Annotated in this window: 2 protein-coding genes; both read right to left on the bottom strand. The window is 72.9% G+C overall.

Translation table 11 applies throughout. The annotated features are described in order from the left end of the window. Positions 1-221: 221 nt before the first annotated feature. Positions 222-15248, bottom strand: coding sequence for a type I polyketide synthase (locus OG306_RS01845; protein ID WP_371665064.1), 15027 nt, complete (start codon positions 15246-15248; stop codon positions 222-224). Continuing rightward, on the bottom strand, positions 15214-19827 hold the full coding sequence (locus tag OG306_RS01840) for a type I polyketide synthase (protein WP_266907501.1): 4614 nt from the start codon (positions 19825-19827) through the stop codon (positions 15214-15216). Before OG306_RS01840 ends, OG306_RS01845 begins: the two co-directional genes overlap by 35 nt. Between the last annotated feature and the right edge of the window lie 8 nt (positions 19828-19835).

Genomic DNA, 19835 nt, shown 5'->3' with positions numbered 1-19835 from the left:
ACTTTCGTGCCCGAACGGCGCATTCGTGTGTGGGTTTTGAAAGATCGATAGCGATTTTGCGGGGATGTGATCCGGCCAGCAACCCCTACACCCGCCGCTTGCCCCTAGAGCCAGAATACGGGTTGACCTGGCCGGTGTCATCGATGTAATCCGTTCATCGGCCCGGCGCCCCCGGGCCGGTGAACGGCCTGCGAACTCCGGGAAATCCCGGAGTCACGGCCTCAGCCGCCGAGCTCCTCGTCGATCAGCGCGAAGATGTTATCGGCCGTGGCGGTCTCCAGGTCCGCGCCGTCGATCCCGGCGGGTCGCCGGTCCCCGCCCTGGATCCGCTCCAGCATGACCTCCAGCCGCGAGCGGACCGACGCCCGCTCACCCACCGTCAGCCCGGACTCCCCGGACGTCACTTCGGCGAGCCCGGCCTCCATCCGTGCCAGCTCGTCCAGCAGGACCTCGGCCGGCGTCCTGTCCGGCGGCACGAGTTCGTCCAGCAGCCACACGGCGAGCGCGGCCGGAGTCGGGTGGTCGAAGACGAGCGTGGCCGGCAGCCGCAGCCCGGTCACGGCATTGAGCCGGTTGCGCAGTTCGACCGCGGTGAGCGAGTCGAATCCGAGGTCCTTGAACGGGCGGTCCGCCCCGATCGCGTCGGACGAGGCGTGCCCGAGCACCACGGCGGACGAGGCGACGACCAGGTCGAGCACCACCGGGTCCCGCTGGGCAGCGGGCATCCCGGCGAGCCGGTCCGCGAGCGACGGCCCGGACCGGGCGGCCGTGCCGGCGGCGTGCCGCACCGGACGGCGCAGCAGCCCCCGCACCAGCGGAGGGATCTCGGCGTCCGCGGAACGCGGCGCGTTGAGATCCAGGTTGATCGGTATCAGGTGTGCTGTGGGGCGGTTGAGGGCGGTGTCGAAGAGGGCGAGTCCTTGTGCGGTGGACAGGGTGGTGCCTGCGGTGGTGGCGCGGGTCCGGTCGGTGTGGGCGAGTGCGCCGGTCATGGTGCTGGCTTGTTCCCACATGCCCCAGGCGAGGGAGAGGCCGGGCAGGCCGTGTGCGCGGCGGCGGGTGGCGAGGGCGTCGAGGTAGGCGTTGGCGGCGGCGTAGTTGGCCTGTCCGGGGGTGCCGAAGGTTGCCGATGCGGAGGAGTAGAGGACGAACATGGCGAGGTCGGTGTGGCGGGTGAGTTCGTCGAGGTTGGTGGCGGCGGTGGCCTTGGCGCGCAGGACGGTGTCCAGGCGTTCCTGGGTGAGGGCGGTGACGATGCCGTCGTCGAGGACGCCGGCGGCGTGGACGACGCCGGTGAGCGGGGTCTCGGCGGGGATGTCGGCGAGGACGGTGGCGAGGGCGTCGCGGTCGGCGGCGTCGCACGCCACGATGCTTGCCTGCGCGCCGAGTTCGGCCAGTTCCTCGATGAGAGCGGCTGCGCCGGGGGCGTCGGGGCCCTTGCGGGACAGCAGGAGGAGGTTCCTCGTGCCGTGTTCGGTGGCGAGGTGGCGGGCGAGGAGGCCGCCGAGGGTTCCGGTGCCGCCGGTGATCAGTACGGTGCCGTCGGGGTTGGGGCGGACGGGGAGGGAGAGGACGTTCTTGCCGGTGTGCTTGGCCTGGGCCATGTGCCGCCAGGCGGTGACGGCTTCACGCACGTCCCACACGGTCAACGGCAGCGGTGCGAGCACACCCGCCTCGAACAGGGCGACGACCTCGGTCAGGATGCGGCCCATACCCTCGGGACCCGCATCCGACAGGTCGAACGGGTAGTACGGGACGTCGAGGCCGGCCCGGATGTCGGTCTTGCCCATCTCGACGAACCGGCCGCCGGGGGCCAGCAGCCTCAGGGACGCGTCGAGGAACTCGCCCGCAAGGGAGTTGAGGACGACGTCGACGCCCCGGTCACGGGTGGCGGTGCGTAGCTGCTTCTCGAAGTCGAGGTCGCGGGAGGAGGCGATGCGTGAGGGGTCGACTCCGCCTGCGATGACGGTGGGCCACTTGGCGGGGCTGGCGGTGGCATACACCTCCAGGCCCCAGTGACGGGCCAGTTGGACGGCGGCCATGCCGACACCACCGGCGGCCGCGTGGATCAGCACGGATTCACCGGCCTTGACCTGGGCCAGGTCCCGCAGTCCGTACCAGGCCGTCGCGAACACCAGCGGCACCGCTGCCGCCTGCGCCCACGACCAGCCCTCGGGCACCCGGACCACCAGACGGCGGTCGGTGACGGCGTCGGTGGCGAATCCGCCGTCGAAGAATCCGAAGACCCGGTCACCGACGGCGAGGTCGTCGACGCCGGGACCGGTCTCGACGACCACGCCGGCCGCCTCGGAGCCCATGGTTCCGGGTTCCGGATACATGCCCAGTCCCAGGAGCACGTCCCGGAAGTTCACACCCGCGGCACGGATCTCGACCCGCACCTGGCCGGGGCCCGGCTTCCGCACGTCGGCGGCGGCGACGTGGAGGGACTCCAGGGTCCCGTCGGTGCCGGGCAGAAGACGCCAGTTGTGGTCCGGCAGTACCAGTCCGCTGCGTCCGGCGCGCATCAGGCGGGGCGCCAGCAGCGCCCCCTGCCGGATGGCGACCTGCGGCTCGTCGAGACCGGTGAGCAGGGCCAGGTCGAGCTGTTCCTCAGATGCCGGGTCGGTGTCGACGAGCACGATGCGGTCCGGGTGCTCGGACTGCGCCGAGCGCACCAGACCCCACACCGCCGAGCCGACCACGTCCGCGATCGCACCGGTCTCGGCAGGCATGGCCCCTTGGGTGACCACTGCGAGGCGTGCGTGCTCGGGGTGTTCCTTGCTCAGCCACTCCTGCACTCCGTGCAGGACCTCGCCGAGGACCTGTTCCACCGGGCTGTCACCGGCCGGCAGCACCGTCCACGCCGTGTTGCCGGAGGCGCTGCCGGGCGGGAGGGCGACCCACTCGACCGCGAAGAGCGCGTCGTCCGCCGCGTGCCCGGCCGCCGACAACTGCTCCGCCGACACCGCGCGCGACACCAGCGAACGGACCACCGCGACCGGTGCACCGGTGCCGTCGGCCGCCTGCACGGTGAGGCCCTCGCCGTCGGGACGGAGCGCCACCCGCAGGGTGGTCGCGCCGACCGCGAACAGTTCCACGCCCGACCACGCGAACGGCAGCCGGGGCCCACTTGCTTCGGTGTCGGTCTCGGTGCCGGAGATCAAGCCGGAGGGGTGGAGTGCCGCGTCGAAGAGGGCGGGGTGGATACCGAACCCGTCCACCGACTCCGCGAATGTGACCTCGGCGTAGACACCGGAAGCGTCCCGCCAGGCCGCCTGGACGCCCTGGAACGCCGGACCGTAGCCGAAGCCCGCACCGGCCAGCGACGCGTAGAAGTTGTCGATGGCGATCGCCTCCGCGTCCTGCGGAGGCCAGGCACTCAGGTCGAAGCCCGCACCTGAAGGGGCCTGCTCCGCCAGCGCCCCGGACGCGTGCAGCGTCCATTCGTCCGCGCCTTCGGGGCGAGCGTGGAGGTGGACCGGACGGTCGCCCGAGGGATCGGGTTCCTCGATCCGGATCTGGACCTGGACGCCGCCGCTCTCGGGCAGCACCAGCGGGGCGCGCAGGACCAGCTCACGGAGCAGACCGCAGTCGACCTCCTGGCCGGCGCGCAGCGCCATCTCCACCAGTGCGGTGCCGGGCACCACGACACGGCCGAGCACGAGGTGATCGGCCAGCCACGGCTGCGCGTCCACCGAGAGACGGCCGGTGAGGAGTACGCCGTCCGCGTCGGCGAGGGCTACCACGGAGCCGAGCAGCGCGTGCTCGGCGCCCTGGATGCCGAGTGCGCCCGCGTCCGCGCCGAGTACGCCCGGCTGCGGCCAGTAGCGTTCGCGCTGGAAGGGGTAGGTGGGCAGGTCGACCGTCCGGCCGCCCCAGTCGGCGAACACGGCGTGCCAGTCGATGTCGGTGCCGGAGGTCCACAGGCGGCTGATCGCGGTGAGGGCGGTGTCGGTCTCGTCGCGGTCCTTGCGCAGGACGGGGACGAACTCGGCCTCGGTGACGGTGTCCTGGGCCATGCCCGTCAGGACGCCGTCGGGGCCGAGTTCGAGGTAGCGGGTGACGCCCATGGTGTGGAGGGTGGCGACGCCGTCGGCGAAGCGGACGGGCTGGCGGACCTGGTTCAGCCAGTACTCCGGCTGCTGCATGGCGTCAGGGGCGGCGAGGGCTCCGGTGAGGTTGGAGACGAGCGGAATCCGGGCCGGGTGGAAGGTGAGGCCGTTCAGGACGGTCGCGAACTCGTCCAGCATCGGTTGCATCAGGGCCGAGTGGAAGGCGTGTGACACCGACAGGACGTTGGACCGCAGGCCACGCTCGGTGCACTCGGCGGCGTAGTGCTCGATGGCGTCCGAGTCGCCGGACAGGACGACGGAGTTCGGGCCGTTGACGGCGGCGATGTCGAGGCCGGATTCGGCGACTTCGTCTTCGGTGGCCTGGACGGCGAGCATGCCGCCGCCCGCGGGCAGGGCCTGCATCAGGCGGCCCCGCTCCGCCACCAGCACGCACGCATCGTCCAGGTCGAAGATCCCGGCAACGTGGGCGGCGCTGATCTCGCCGAGCGAGTGGCCGAGGAGCACGTCCGGGGTCACGCCCCAGGACTCCACGAGCCGGTACAGAGCGACTTCGAGGGCGAAGAGGCCGGCCTGTGCCCAGACGGTGTGGTCCAGGTCGGTGCCGTCGGTCAGGGCCTCCCGGAGCGGGCGCTCCAGCCGGACGTCCAGCCGGGCGCAGACAGCATCAAACGCTTCGGCGAACACCGGGAACGCCTCGTACAGCCCGAGCCCCATACCGGCACGCTGCGACCCCTGGCCGGTGAACAGGAACGCGGTTCGGCCCTCGGCAGCGAGCCCGGAGGCCAGCAACGTGTCGCCGTGAAGCACCGCGCGGTGCTCCAGCGGAGCCCGAGTGGTGGCCAGCGACCAGCCGACGTCCACCGGATCCAGGGTGGGGCGCTCGGACGCAAAGGACCGCAGTCGTTCGATCTGGGCACGCAGGGCGGACTCGGACTTCGCCGACACCGCCCACGGAATGAGCCTGGGTGGCGTCGCACGGACCGCCGTCACCTTGACGGTCTCCGCGGCGGAAGGCTGTTCGAGGATGATGTGGGCGTTGGTGCCGCTGATGCCGAACGAGGAGATGGCGGCACGGCGCGGACGGTCCGACTCGGGCCAGGGACGCTGTTCGGTGAGGAGTTCGACCGCGCCGGTGGTCCAGTCGACCTGGGGTGTGGGCTCGTCGACGTGGAGGGTGGCGGGCATCACGCCGTGGCGCATGGCCATGATCATTTTGATGATGCCGGCGACGCCGGCGGCGGCCTGGGTGTGGCCGATGTTCGACTTGATGGAGCCGAGCCAGAGCGGTTCGTTGTCGGTGCGGTCTTGGCCGTAGGTGGCGAGCAGGGCCTGCGCTTCGATGGGGTCGCCGAGGCGGGTGCCGGTGCCGTGCGCTTCGACGATATCGACATCCGCGGTCGTGAGCTGGGCGTTGGCGAGGGCCTGGCGGATCACGCGTTGTTGGGAGGGGCCGTTGGGGGCGGTGAGGCCGTTGGAGGCGCCGTCCTGGTTGACGGCGCTGCCCTGGACGACCGCCAGAACGTGGTGGCCGTTGCGGCGCGCGTCGGACAGCCGCTCGACGAGGAGGAGGCCGACGCCTTCGGCCCAGCCGGTGCCGTCGGCGGCGGCGGCGAAGGACTTGCAGCGGCCGTCCGTCGCGAGGCCGTCCTGGCGGTCGAACTCGGCGAATGCGCCGGGGGTGACCATGACGGTGACGCCGCCGGCGAGGGCCATGTCGCATTCGCCGGTTCGCAGGGCCTGGGCGGCGAGGTGGAGGGCGACGAGGGAGGAGGAGCAGGCGGTGTCGACGGTGAGGGCCGGGCCTTGGAGACCGAAGACATAGGCCAGGCGACCGGAGATCACACTGCTGGCGGTTCCGGTGAGCAGGTGCCCCTCGGCGCCGGTGACTCCGGTGCCGTAGCCGGAGGGGGAGGCGCCGGCGAACACGCCGATGTTGTGGCCCTTCAGGGAGCGGGGGTTGATGCCTGCGGTTTCGAGGGTTTCCCACGCGGTTTCCAGCAGGAGGCGCTGCTGGGGGTCCATGGCGAGGGCTTCACGCGGTGAGATGCCGAACAGGGCGGCGTCGAACTCGTCGGCGTCGTGGACGAAACCGCCCACCGAAGCGCTTGAATCGAGCAGGACGGTGGGCCAGCCCCGGTCGTCGGGGAACGGGGTGACGCCGTCCGTCCCGCCCGCTACCAGGTTCCACAGTTCCTGCGGGGAGGTGACGCCTCCGGGGTAGCGGCAGGCCATGCCCACGATCGCGACCGGTTCGTCGAGGATGGCACCCGCGACTGCGGGGGTGTTCTGTGCGGTGTCGCCTGCCAGGTGGGACAGGAGGTGGTTGGTGAGGGCGGTCGGGTTGGGGTGGTCGAAGACGAGGGTGGCGGGGAGCGTCAGGCCGGTCTCGGTGGTCAGCAGGTTGCGCAGTTCGACCGCCATCAGCGAGTCGAAGCCCAGATCGCGGAACGCCCGCCCGGGCTCGACCGCGTCCGCACCCGTGTGCCCGAGCACCGCGGCGGCCCGCTCACGCACCAGATCCAGCACGAATCGGGCCCGTTCCCCGGCAGGGACGTCCAGGAGTCGCTGCCGCAGTCCCTGCGCGGCACCACCGTCCGGCGTGCCTGCGAGCGCCTGCGCAGCTTCCGGAAGCTCGGAGAACAAGGCGCTGGGACGGGACGAGGTGAACGCCGGGGAGAACACCGACCAGTCAGTGTCGGTGACCGTCAGACCGCTGTCGTTCCGGTCGATCGCCTCCGCCAGGGCACAGACAGCCAACACCGGGTCCATCGGGGCCAGCCCACGCCGACGCAGGCTCCTGCCGGCTTCCGGGTCCATGGCCATGCCGGCTCCGGCCCAGGGGCCCCAAGAGATGGATGTGCCGGGGAGTCCGCGGTCGTGGCGGTGTTGGATCCAGGCGTCGAGGAAGGCGTTGCCGGCCGCGTAGGCGGCCTGGCCGCCGCTGCCCCAGGTCGCGGCGATCGAGGAGAAGACGACGAACAGGTCGAGCGGCAGATCTGCGGTCAGCTCGTCGAGGTATCTCGTGCCGTCGACCTTGGCCCGCAGTACGGCGTCGAACGCTTCCGGGGTGGCTGCCTCAAGCCATTGCGGGACGTCGACCCCGGCCGCGTGGACGATGCCGGTCAGCGGCAGGTCGGCGAGGACGGTGGCGAGGGCGTCGCGGTCGGCGACGTCGCAGGCCGTGACCGTGACCTGCGTACCCAGCCCGGACAGCTCCTCGACCAGACCCTCGGGCGCGACACCGCCGCGGCTGGTCAGCAGCAGATGCGGCACACCCCGGCCCGCGAGCCAGCGCGCGACCTCGGCACCCAGACCACCGGTGCCACCGGTGACGAGCACGGTCCCCGACGGCCGCCAGCCCTCACCGACCACCACGGCCGGCACCGCACGCGCCACACGACGGCCGTACACACCCGCCCCGCGGATCGCGACCTGATCCTCACCACCACCGGCCAGGACGCCGGCGAGGCGGGCACCCGCCCGCCCGTCCAGGACCTCGGGCAGGTCGACGAGACCGCCCCAGCGCTGCGGCAGCTCCAGCGCCGCGACCCGGCCCATGCCCCACACCGCCGCCAGGTCCGGATCAGTCAGCCGGTCCGAGCCGCCCACCGACACCGCGCCCCGGGTCAGCACCCACAACGGTGCGTTCACCCCGGCCAGTGCCTGGACCACGGACAGTGTCTCCACCCACCCCGACGGGGCCAGGACGACACCCGCCAGGCCGGGCAGTCCCGGCACCTCATCGGCCGGAACGCTGACCACCGTCGCACCCGCCCCCGACAGGGCCGCGGACACCGCCGGATCCTCCGCGCCGACAACCGCCCACACCCCCGACAGCACTCCCGCCCGCGGCAGGCCGTCGAGCGGCTTCCACATGACGCGGTAACGCCACGAGTCGAGCGTCGAACGCTCCCGGTGACGCCGCCGCCACTCCGCCAGAGCCGGCAGGGCCGACTCCAGACCGGCGAGCTCGGACAGGTCCCCGCGTTCCACCGCGTCCCAGAACACGGCATCGACCAGATCCCCACCACCACCCGCAGCGGCCACCGCCGACAGCTCCGGCCAGAACCGCTCCCGCTGGAAGGCATACGTCGGCAGATCCACCACCCGACCGCCCCAACCGGCGAACACCGCAGACCAGCCGACCTCGACACCACAGGCCCACAGACGACCGGCCGCGGTCAGCGCGCTGCCGGCCTCGTCCCGGTCCTTGCGCAGCACAGGGATGAACTCCGCTTCGGCGGCCGTCTCCTGGGCCATGCCCGACAGCACACCGTCCGGACCCAGCTCCACATACCACGTCACGCCCATCGCGTCGAGCGCCGCCACACCGTCCGCGAACCGCACCGCCTGCCGCACCTGACGCAGCCAGTACCCCGGGTCCTGCATGGCACCCGGCTCGGCCACCGCACCCGTCACGTTCGACACGACAGGGATCCGCGCCGGGTGGAACGTCAGCCCGGCAAGCACCGCCGCGAACTCGTCCAGCATCGGCTCCATCAGCACCGAGTGGAACGCGTGCGACACCGACAGCACCCGGACCCGCACGCCACGCTCCGCGCACTCCGCGGCACACCGCTCGACAGCCTCGACCGCGCCCGACAGGACGACGGAGCTCGGGCCGTTGACGGCCGCGACGTCGAGACCGGAGCCGACGACATCCGCCTCCGTGGCCTGGACAGCGAGCATGCCGCCACCCGCCGGCAGCGCCTGCATCAGCCGGCCCCGCTCCGCCACCAGCACGCACGCGTCGTCCAGGTCGAGGATCCCCGCGACATGCGCGGCGCTGATCTCACCCAGCGAGTGACCCAGCAGCACATCCGGGGTGATGCCCCACGATTCGACGAGGCGGTACAGGGCGACTTCGAGCGCGAACAGCCCCGACTGCGCCCACACCGTCCGGTCCAGGTCCACGCCGTCGGTCAGAACCTCCCGCAGCGGGCGCTCCAGCCGGACGTCCATCCGCGCGCACACCGCGTCGAAGGCTTCGGTGAAGACGGGGAACGCCTCGTACAGCCCCAGCCCCATGCCCGCACGCTGCGAACCCTGCCCCGTGAACAGGAACGCGGTCCGCCCCTCGGCCGCCACGCCCTCGGCGAGCGTCCCGCCCCCCGCCAGCACCGCACGATGCTCCAGCCCGGCACGGGTCGTCGCCAGCGACCACCCCACATCCACCGGATCCAGCTCCGGCCGCTCCGCCACGAACGACCTCAGCCGCTCCACCTGAGCCCGCAACGCAGCGTCCGACTTCGCCGACACCACCCACGGCACCGGCCCAGGCGCTTGCCGGGTCGCAGCAACCGGAACGGTCTCCGATGGTGGAGCCTGCTCCAGGATCACATGCGCGTTCGTGCCGCTGATGCCGAACGACGACACCGCCGCACGCCGCGGACGCTCCACCTCGGGCCAGGCCCGGGACTCCGTCAGCAGTTCGACCGCGCCCGCGGACCAGTCCACCTGCTGCGACGGCTCGTCGACGTGCAGCGTCGCGGGCAGCACGCCGTGCCGCAACGCCATGACCATCTTGATCACGCCCGCGACACCGGCGGCGGCCTGAGCATGGCCGATGTTCGACTTCACCGAGCCCAGCCACAACGGGCCGGCCTCGTCACGCTCCCGGCCGTAGGTCGCCAGCAGCGCCTCCGCCTCGATCGGGTCCCCGAGACGGGTGCCCGTCCCGTGCGCCTCGACCACGTCGACGTCCGCGCCCGTCAGCCGGGCGCCTGCCAGTGCCTGGCGGATCACCCGCTGCTGCGCGGGGCCGTTCGGCGCCGTCAGGCCGTTGGAGGCGCCGTCCTGGTTGATCGCGCTGCCCCGGACCACCGCCAGTACCTGGTGTCCATTGCGGACGGCCTCCGACAGACGCTCGACCAGCAGGACGCCGACGCCCTCGGACCAGCCCGTGCCGTCGGCGGCCGCGGCGAACGACTTGCACCGGCCGTCGTCGGCCAGTCCGAGTTGCCGGGAGAACTCCGCGAACGCGGTCGGGGTGGACATCACCGTCGCCCCGCCGACCAGGGCGAGGTCGCACTCTCCGCGTTGCAGGGTCTGGGCGGCGAGATGCAGGGCCACCAGGGACGACGAGCAGGCCGTGTCCACCGTCACCGCCGGGCCCTCCAGGCCGAAGGTGTACGCGATGCGGCCGGAGAGGACCGATGCCGAGTTGCCGGTGCCACGATGGCCTTCGGTGTCCTGCTCCCCGCCGGCGAGGATGCCGACGTAGTCCTGGCCGCTGGTGCCGACGAACACGCCGGTCCGGCTGCCGTGCACGGCGCGGGGCGAGATGCCGGCGCGCTCGAACACCTCCCAGGACACTTCGAGGAGCAGCCGCTGCTGCGGGTCCATCGCGAAGGCCTCGCGCGGGGAGACGGCGAACAGGCCGTTGTCGAAGTGTGCCGCGCCGTTCACGAAGCCGCCTGCCCAGGAGGCCCCGGCGGCCGCGGCCGGGTCTGCCTGCGGCCAGCCCCGGTCGGTGGGCAGGCCGGTCACCGCGTCCACACCGTCGGCGACCAGCCGCCACAGGTCCTCGGGTGAGGCGACCATGCCCGGGTACCGGCAGCCCATCGCGACGATGGCGACGGGCTCGTCGCCGGTGACGGCCGCCGGGGCGGCCGGTTCGTCGCCGAACGGCCGGGTGCCGAGGATCTCGGTGCGCAGCCGGGTGGCGAGGGCCTGGGGCGTGGGGTGGTCGAAGACCAGTCCCGACGGCAGGGCGAGTCCTGTCTCCGCGGTGAGACGGTTGCGGAGCTCGACCGCGGTGAGCGAGTCGAAGCCGAGGTTCTTGAACGGGGCGTCCGCCGCGATGTCGGTCTGGCCCCGGTAGCCCAGGACGGCCGCGATCTGGTGCCGGACGAGGTCCAGCAGGAAGCGGAGCTGCTCGGCCTCCGGCTGGGCGGCCAGGGTCCGCGCGAGTGGGGACGTGTCACCCGGCGTGGCCGCGGTGGCCGCTTCGAGGGCGGGCCGGGCTTCGGGGATGTCGTCGATCAGCGGGCGTGCCCGGCCGGCGGTGAAGGCCGGGGCGAACACCGCCCATTCCACGTCCGCCACGGTCACGCAGGTGTCGTCGGCCTGGAGGGCCTGTCCCAGAGCCGCCACGGCCAGCTCCGGGGCCATCACGCGCAGCCCGCGACGGCGGAGCAGTGCCGCCATCTCCGCTCCGCCGGCCATTCCGGCACCGGCCCAGGCACCCCAGGACACCGCCGTTGCCGTCACCCCCCGGGCCCGCCGGTTGACCGCCAGCGCGTCCAGATAGGCGTTCGCCGCGGCGTAGGCAGACTGCCCGCCGCTGCCCCAGACGCCGGCGATCGACGAGAACAGGACGAAGAAGTCCAGCGGCGAGTCGCCCAGCACCTCGTCCAGGCACATCGCGCCGTCGACCTTGGCGGCCACGACCCGCGTGAAGTCCTCGACGTCCGAGGTGTCGAGGGGAGTCACATCGCCTGCGCCGGCGGCGTGCACGACTCCCGAGAGTGTCGATCCGTCCGGAACCTGTGCCAGGGTGTGCCGTACGAACTCCCGGTCGGTGACGTCACCGGCCAGCACGGATGCGCTCGTTCCCAGCTCCGCCAGCTCGGCGACGAGCGTGTCGGCCCCGGGCGCTCCGGGTCCCTGCCGGGACAGGAGGATCAGGTGCTCGACGCCGGACCTCGCCAGCCAGCGCGCCACCTCGGTGCCGAGCGCGCCGGTGCCGCCCGTGACGACAACGGTTCCCCGGCCACGCCACTCGCCTTCCGGTCCAGCGGCGCCGAAGCCGTCGGCGGCACCGGCCCGCACCAGCCGCCGGGCGTACACCCCCGGGCCACGGACGGCGACCTGGTCCTCGGCGCCCGACGCCAGGACGGAGACGAGTCGTGAGCCCGCGGTGTCGTCGAGCGTGCCGGGCAGGTCGATCAGGCCGCCCCACAGCGCGGGCAGTTCCAGTCCGACCACCCGGCCCAGACCCCACACCTGTGCCTGCGCCGGGTGTTCCAGCCGGTCCGACCGGCCGACGCCGACCGCGCCGGAGGTCACCGTCCACAGCGGTGCCGTGATGTCGAGAGCGCTCATGGCCTTCACCAGCGCGACCGTCAGCGCGGCTCCCACGGGCAGGACCGTCCCGGGCAGGGGCCGGTCGGCGAGGCCGGTCAGCGAGAGCACTCCGGACGGCCGCACACCGCCGAGGAGTTCGCGGAGGCGGTCGGCGAGCCGTGCGTGGTCGGTGTCCTCCGCGTCGACGGGAAGTTCGACCACCTGTGCTCCGGCGGCGCGCAGCCGGGCGCCGAAGTCGTCGGCGGGACCTGAGGTGACGAGGAGCCAGGTTCCGTCGAGCGATCCGCCGGAGGGCAGGTCCAGAGGCTTCCAGACGATCCGGTAGCGCCACGAGTCGAGCGTGGACCGCTCCCGGCGCTGCCGCCACCACACCGATAGCGCAGGCAACGCCGACTCCAGGCCCGCGAGTTGCTCCAGGTCCTCCCGCTCGACCGCGTCCCAGAACGCGGCGTCCGCGGGCTGCCCGCCGACCGCGTGCGTGGCGTCCTTGGGCCAGTACCGCTCGTGCTGGAAGGCGTAGGTGGGCAGGTCGACCGCCCGGCCGTCCAGCACGGCGGTCCAGTCGACGTCGGCGCCGGAGGTCCAGAGCCGGCTGAGGGCGGTGAGGGCGGTGTGGGTCTCGTCGCGGTCCTTGCGCAGGACGGGGACGAACCGGGCGCCGGGGGCGGAGTCTTGAGCCATGCCGGACAGCACACCGTCCGGACCCAGCTCCACATACCACGTCACGCCCAGGGCTTCGAGGGCCGTGACGCCGTCGGCGAAACGCACGGGCTGCCGTACCTGCCGAAGCCAGTACTCCGGATCCTGCATCAGCCCTGCTTCGGCAACGTTACCCGTCAGGTTGGAGACGACCGGGATGCGGGCCGGGTGGAACGTCAACCGGCGGAGAACCGTGCCGAGTTCGTTCAGCATCGGTTCCATCAGGGTGGAGTGGAAGGCGTGTGACACCGACAGGACGTTGAACCGCAGTCCGCGCTCGGCGCGCTGGGCCGCGTAGTGTGCGATGGCGTCCGCGTCGCCGGAGAGGACGACGGAGTTCGGGCCGTTGACGGCGGCGATGTCGAGGCCGGAGTCGGCGACTTCGTCTTCGGTGGCCTGGACGGCGAGCATGCCGCCGCCCGCGGGCAGGGCCTGCATGAGGCGGCCGCGTTCGGCGATCAGGGTGCAGGCGTCGTCGAGGTCGAGGATGCCCGCGACGTGTGCGGCGCTGATCTCCCCGAGGGAGTGGCCGAGGAGCACGTCCGGGGTCACGCCCCAGGACTCCACGAGCCGATACAGGGCGACTTCGAGGGCGAAGAGACCTGCCTGTGCCCAGACGGTGTGGTCCAGGTCGGTGCCGTCGGTGAGGACTTCCCGCAGCGGGCGTTCCAGCCGGGGATCGAGGCGGGCGCACACCGCGTCGAAGGCTTCGGCGTAGACCGGGAACGCCTCGTACAGCCCCAGGCCCATACCGGCACGCTGCGAACCCTGCCCCGCGAACAGGAACGCGGTCTTTCCTTCGCCCGCCACGCCCTCGGCGAGGGTCGTGTCCCCGGCGAGCACCGTACGGTGCTCCAGCGCGGCGCGCCTGGTCGCCAGCGACCAGCCCACGTCCACCGGGTCCAGCCCGGGACGCTCCGCCACGAACGACGTCAGCTGCTTCACCTGCGCCCGCAACGCGGTCTCGGACTTCGCCGACACCGGCCACGGCACCGGCCCGGGGCGCACCACCGACGACTCGGCGGATGCCACGGGCTCTGACTCCGGTGCCTGCTCCACGATCACATGCGCGTTGGTGCCGCTGATGCCGAACGACGACACACCTGCGCGCCGCGGGCGCTCCACCTCGGGCCAGGCACGGGACTCCGTCAGCAGTTCCACCGCGCCCGCCGACCAGTCCACCTGCGGCGACGGGGCGTCGACATGAAGCGTCGCCGGCAGCACACCGTGCCGCATCGCCATGACCATCTTGATCACGCCCGCGACACCTGCCGCGGACTGGGTGTGACCAATGTTGGACTTGATCGAGCCGAGCCACAGTGGATCGCCGGTCTCGCCCCGTGCCCTGCCGTAGGTGGCGAGCAGTGCCTGCGCCTCGATCGGGTCGCCGAGCCGGGTGCCCGTCCCGTGCGCCTCCACCACGTCCACGTCCGCGCCGGTGAGCCGGGCGTTGGCGAGCGCCTGGCGGATGACCCGTTGCTGCGATGGCCCGTTCGGCGCCGTCAGGCCGTTGGACGCGCCGTCCTGGTTGATGGCGCTTCCCCGCACCACCGCCAGCACCTGATGTCCGTTGCGCCGGGCGTCGGAGAGCCGTTCCAGCAGCACCAGGCCGACGCCCTCGGCCCAGCCCGTCCCGTCGGCGGCCGCGGCGAACGACTTGCAGCGGCCGTCGGCGGCCAGGCCCTGCTCGACGCTGAAGGCACCGAACACGTCGGGGGTGGCGATGACGGTGACGCCGCCCGCCAGGGCCAGCGAGCACTCGCCGGCGCGCAGAGCCTGGCACGCCAGGTGCAGGGCGACCAGGGACGAGGAGCAGGCGGTGTCCACGGTGACGGCTGGGCCGACCAGGCCGAACGTGTAGGAGACGCGGCCGGACAGGACGCTCGTCGCGCCGCCGGCCAAGGCGTACGCCTGCCCGGCGTCGGACGGCTGGAGGCCGATTCCGTAGCCGGACGGGGCCGCGCCGACGAAGACGCCCGTGCGGCTGCCCTTCAGCCGGGGCGGCAGGATCCCGGCGTGCTCGAACGCCTCCCAGGAGGTCTCCAGCAGGAGACGCTGCTGGGGGTCCATGGCCAGGGCCTCGCGCGGGGAGATGTCGAAGAAGCCGGGGTCGAACCGGGCGACGCCGTCGAGGAATCCGCCCGACGCCGACTCGTCCGCCGTGTCGGCGGCGTCCAGGCGCCACCCGCGGTCGGAGGGGAACGGGGTCACGGCGTCCCCGCCGGCATCCACCAGACCCCAGAGCTCTTCCGGCGACCGGACGCCCCCGGGGTAGCGGCAGGCCATGGACACGATCGCGATGGGCTCGCGTGACGCCGCGGTGAGTTCGCGGTTCTCCGCCCGCAGCCGCTCCGTCTCCTTCAAAGAAGTACGCAGCGCCTTGACGTAGTCCTCCATGGAGGCGGCGGCCATTTCAAGCTCCTCGATCTGCTCGATCTGTCTGTCCATCCGACTCCGGACCACCGCCGAGAGCGAGCCTGAGCAGGCTCTCGCCGTCCATCGAGTCGATCGAATCCTGAATGTCCTGGCCCGGCTCCGGGTCCTCCGGGGCCGTCCCGTCGTTCGCACCGTCCTCCGCGGCGAGCCGCAGCAGCGGGGCGAGGAGACCGGCGTCGGCCAGGCGGGACAGCGGGATCCCCCGCAGTGCCCGCCGGATCTCGGCGGCGCGTTCCTCGTCGATCTCGCCGACGCTGTCCGGGAACATCTCGGCCCGCAGCAGGCCGGCGACGGCCCGCGCGCTCGGGTGGTCGAACAGCAGCGTCGCGGGCAGCCGCAGACCGGTCTCGGCGGCCAGCCGGTCGCGCAGTTCAACGGCGCTGAGAGAGTCGAAGCCGAGGTCGCGGAAGGCCTTGTCGGCGGTCACCGCCTCGGGCGACGGGTAGCCCAGTACGTCGGCGGCGTGCCGCTGCACGACACCGACGAGGGCCGCCTCCCGCTCGTCGCCGGTCAGGGTCGAGAGCCGGTCGCGCAGGCGGGCGGCGAGCGCGCCGTCCACCTCCGCGGAGGCCGCCGTCAGCGCGGTGACTTCGGGGATGTCGTGGATCAGCGGGCGTTCCCGGCTGGCGCTGAAGGAAGGCAGGAACGCCGCCCAGTCGACGTCGGCGACCGTCACGCACGCGTCGCCGGCGAGCAGCGCGGGGCCGAGCCGCCGGACCGCCGCGCCGGGCGCCATCGCCCGCAGACCGCGGCGCCGCAGATATTCCGACGCGCCGGCGTCCGCCGCCATGCCCTCGCCCGCCCACGGCCCCCAGGACACCGACGTGGCGACGGCGCCTCGCGCGCGCCGGTTGGCCGCCAGCGCGTCCAGGTAGGCGTTCGCGGCCGCGTAGGCGCCCTGTCCGCCACTGCCCCAGACTCCGGCGATCGAGGAGAACAGCACGAAGAAGTCCAGGGGCACGTCCCCCAGCGCCTCGTCGAGCAGGCGCGCGCCCTCGGCTTTCGCGGCCATCACCCGGGCGAAATCCTCCGGGCCCGAAGTGCCCAGCGGGGTCGGGTCGCCCACACCGGCCGCGTGGACCACCCCGGAGGGGCGGTACCGCTCGACGACCGACCGCACGAACGCACGGTCCCCGATGTCGCCCGCGACGACCGACACCGCCGTCCCGGCGCCCTCCAGCTCGGCCACCAGCCGGTCGGCGCCCGGCGCCGCCGACCCACGCCGTGAGACCAGGACCAGCCGCTCGGCTCCGGACCGGGCCAGCCAGAGGGCGACTTCGCGTCCCAGCCCTCCCGTGCCTCCGGTGACCAGCACGGTCCCGTGGCCCTGCCACTCTCCCGCCGGTGTGCCGCCGGCCCGCACCAGCCGCCGGACGAACGCGCCGGCCGGACGCAGCGCCACCTGGTCCTCGACGCCGGAGCCCAGGATCTCGGCGAGACGCTCGGCCGATGCGGTGTCACCGACGTCGACGAGACCGCCCCACATCTCGGGGAGTTCGAGCCCCGCCACCCGGCCGAGGCCCCACACCTGCGCCTGGTCGGTGTCGACCGTCTCACCGGCGTCGACGGCGACTCCGCCGGAGGTGATCCACCAGACGGGCGCCCGGACCCCGCGGTGCCGCAACGCCTCCACGGTGGCCAGCACGCTCGCGACCGACGCGGGCGGGACAGCACTTCCGGGGCCGCCGTCGGCGGTCAGCCCGGCGAAGGAGAGCACACCGGCGGGCTCGGCACCGTCCGCGCATGCCTCGGCGACGCGCTCCCGGAGGTCCGCGGCCTCCGCCCGTACCGTCACGACATGCGCGCCGGCGTCGGTGAGCGCGCGTACGCACCGTTCGGCCACATCGTGGTGTTTCGTGGTGTCCGGCAGCAGTGCCAGCCAGGTGCCGCCCGGAGCCGCCGCGGAGAGGGCGGGTCCCGCGGGCTTCCACTCCACGGCGTAACGCCACGAATCCGCCGCGGTGTGCGGAGAGGGCTGTGGCCAGTAGTGCTCGTGCTGGAAGGCGTAGGTGGGCAGGTCGACCGCCCGGCCGTCCAGTACGGCGGTCCAGTCGATGTCGCCGCCGGAGGTCCAGAGCCGGCTGAGGGCGGTGAGGGCGGTGTGGGTCTCGTCGCGGTCCTTGCGCAGGACGGGGACGAACGTGGCGCCGGGGGCGGCCTGTCGGGCCATGGCGGACAGGACGCCGTCGGGGCCGAGTTCGAGGGAGCGGGTGACGCCCATGGTGTGGAGGGTGGTGACGCCGTCGGCGAAGCGGACCGGCCGGCGGGCCTGGTTCAGCCAGTACGCGGGCTGCTGCATGGCGCCCGGCTCGGCCACGTCTCCGGTGAGGTTGGAGACGACCGGGATGCGGGCCGGGTGGAACGTCAACCGGCGGAGAACCGTGCCGAGTTCGTTCAGCATCGGTTCCATCAGGGTGGAGTGGAAGGCGTGTGACACCGACAGGACGTTGAACCGCAGTCCGCGCTCGGCGCGCTGGGCCGCGTAGTGTGCGATGGCGTCCGCGTCGCCGGAGAGGACGACGGAGTTCGGGCCGTTGACGGCGGCGATGTCGAGGCCGGAGTCGGCGACTTCGTCTTCGGTGGCCTGGACGGCGAGCATGCCGCCGCCCGCGGGCAGGGCCTGCATGAGGCGGCCGCGTTCGGCGATCAGGGTGCAGGCGTCGTCGAGGTCGAGGATGCCCGCGACGTGTGCGGCGCTGATCTCCCCGAGGGAGTGGCCGAGGAGCACGTCCGGGGTCACGCCCCAGGACTCCACGAGCCGGTACAGGGCGACTTCGAGGGCGAAGAGACCTGCCTGTGCCCAGACGGTGTGGTCCAGGTCGGTGCCGTCGGTGAGGACTTCCCGCAGCGGGCGTTCCAGCCGGGGATCGAGGCGGGCGCACACCGCGTCGAAGGCTTCGGCGTAGACCGGGAACGCCTCGTACAGCCCCAGGCCCATACCGGCACGCTGCGAACCCTGCCCCGCGAACAGGAACGCGGTCTTTCCTTCGCCCGCCACGCCCTCGGCGAGGGTCGTGTCCCCGGCGAGCACCGTACGGTGCTCCAGCGCGGCGCGCCTGGTCGCCAGCGACCAGCCCACGTCCACCGGGTCCAGCCCGGGACGCTCCGCCACGAACGACGTCAGCTGCTTCACCTGCGCCCGCAACGCGGTCTCGGACTTCGCCGACACCGGCCACGGCACCGGCCCGGGGCGCACCACCGACGACTCGGCGGATGCCACGGGCTCTGACTCCGGTGCCTGCTCCACGATCACATGCGCGTTGGTGCCGCTGATGCCGAACGACGACACACCTGCGCGCCGCGGGCGGTCCGATGCGGGCCAGGGGCGCGCGTCGTCGAGCAGTTCCACCGCGCCCGCCGACCAGTCCACCTGGGGCGACGGGGCGTCCACGTGCAGCGTCGCCGGCAGCACACCGTGCCGCATCGCCATGACCATCTTGATCACGCCCGCGACACCGGCGGCCGCCTGGGTGTGACCGATGTTGGACTTCACCGACCCCAGCCGCAACGGATCGGCGTCGCCCCGTTCCTGGCCGTAGGTGGCGAGCAGTGCCTGCGCCTCGATCGGGTCGCCGAGCCGGGTGCCCGTCCCGTGCGCCTCCACCACGTCCACGTCCGCGGCGGTCAGGCGGGCGTTCGCCAGGGCGTCGCGGATCACCCGTTGCTGCGACGGCCCGTTCGGCGCCGTCAGCCCGCTCGACGCGCCGTCCTGGTTCACCGCGCTGCCCCGCACCACAGCGAGGATCCGGTGGCCGTTGCGCCGCGCGTCCGAGAGCCGCTCCACGAGCAGTATGCCGACGCCTTCCGACCAGCCCATGCCGTCGGCCGCGGCGGCGAACGACTTGCAGCGGCCGTCCGGAGCGAGGCCCTGGTCGACGCCGAACGCCCCGAACACCTCGGGGGTGGCCATCACGGTGACACCGCCGGCGATCGCCAGATCGCACTCACCGGCCCGCAGCGCCTGGCACGCCAGGTGCAGCGTCACCAGCGAGGAGGAGCAGGCGGTGTCGACGGTGACCGCGGGGCCCTCCAGCCCGAAGGAGTAGGCGACGCGGCCGGAGGCGGCGCTCCCCGCGGTGCCGGTGGCCAGGTACGCCTCGCTGCCGGGCGGCATCTCGGCCGAGCCGACCAGATAGTCGTGGTACATCTGGCCGATGTAGACGCCGGTGCGGCTGCCGCGCAGCGTCGCGGGGTCGACGCCGGCGGACTCCATCACCTCCCAGGAGGTTTCCAGCAGCAGGCGTTGCTGGGGGTCGGTGGCCAGGGCCTCGCGCGGGGACATGGCGAAGAACGCCGCGTCGAACCGGCCGGCGTCGTGCAGGAATCCTGCCTCGCGGGGGCCGTCGGCCGGGAGCCGGCCGAGGTCCCAGCCGCGGTTCTCCGGGAAGCCGGACAGGCCGTCGCCGCGCGTGTCGACGAGGTGCCACAGGCCGTCCGGTGAGGCGACGTCGCCGGGGTACCGGCAGGACATGCCGACGATCGCGACCGGCTCGCGTACGCGTTCGTCCAGTTCGCGGAGGTCCCTTCGGGCCTCGCGCAGGTCGGCGGTCGCCTGCCGCAGGTATCGCAGCATCTCTTCGGTGGTGGTCATGCTCGCGC

The sequence above is a fragment of the Streptomyces sp. NBC_01241 genome, from assembly GCF_041435435.1.
Classification (GTDB): domain Bacteria; phylum Actinomycetota; class Actinomycetes; order Streptomycetales; family Streptomycetaceae; genus Streptomyces.
The sequence above is the reverse complement of the archived record's forward strand: the minus strand, read 5'-3'. Positions and strand labels throughout refer to the sequence as shown.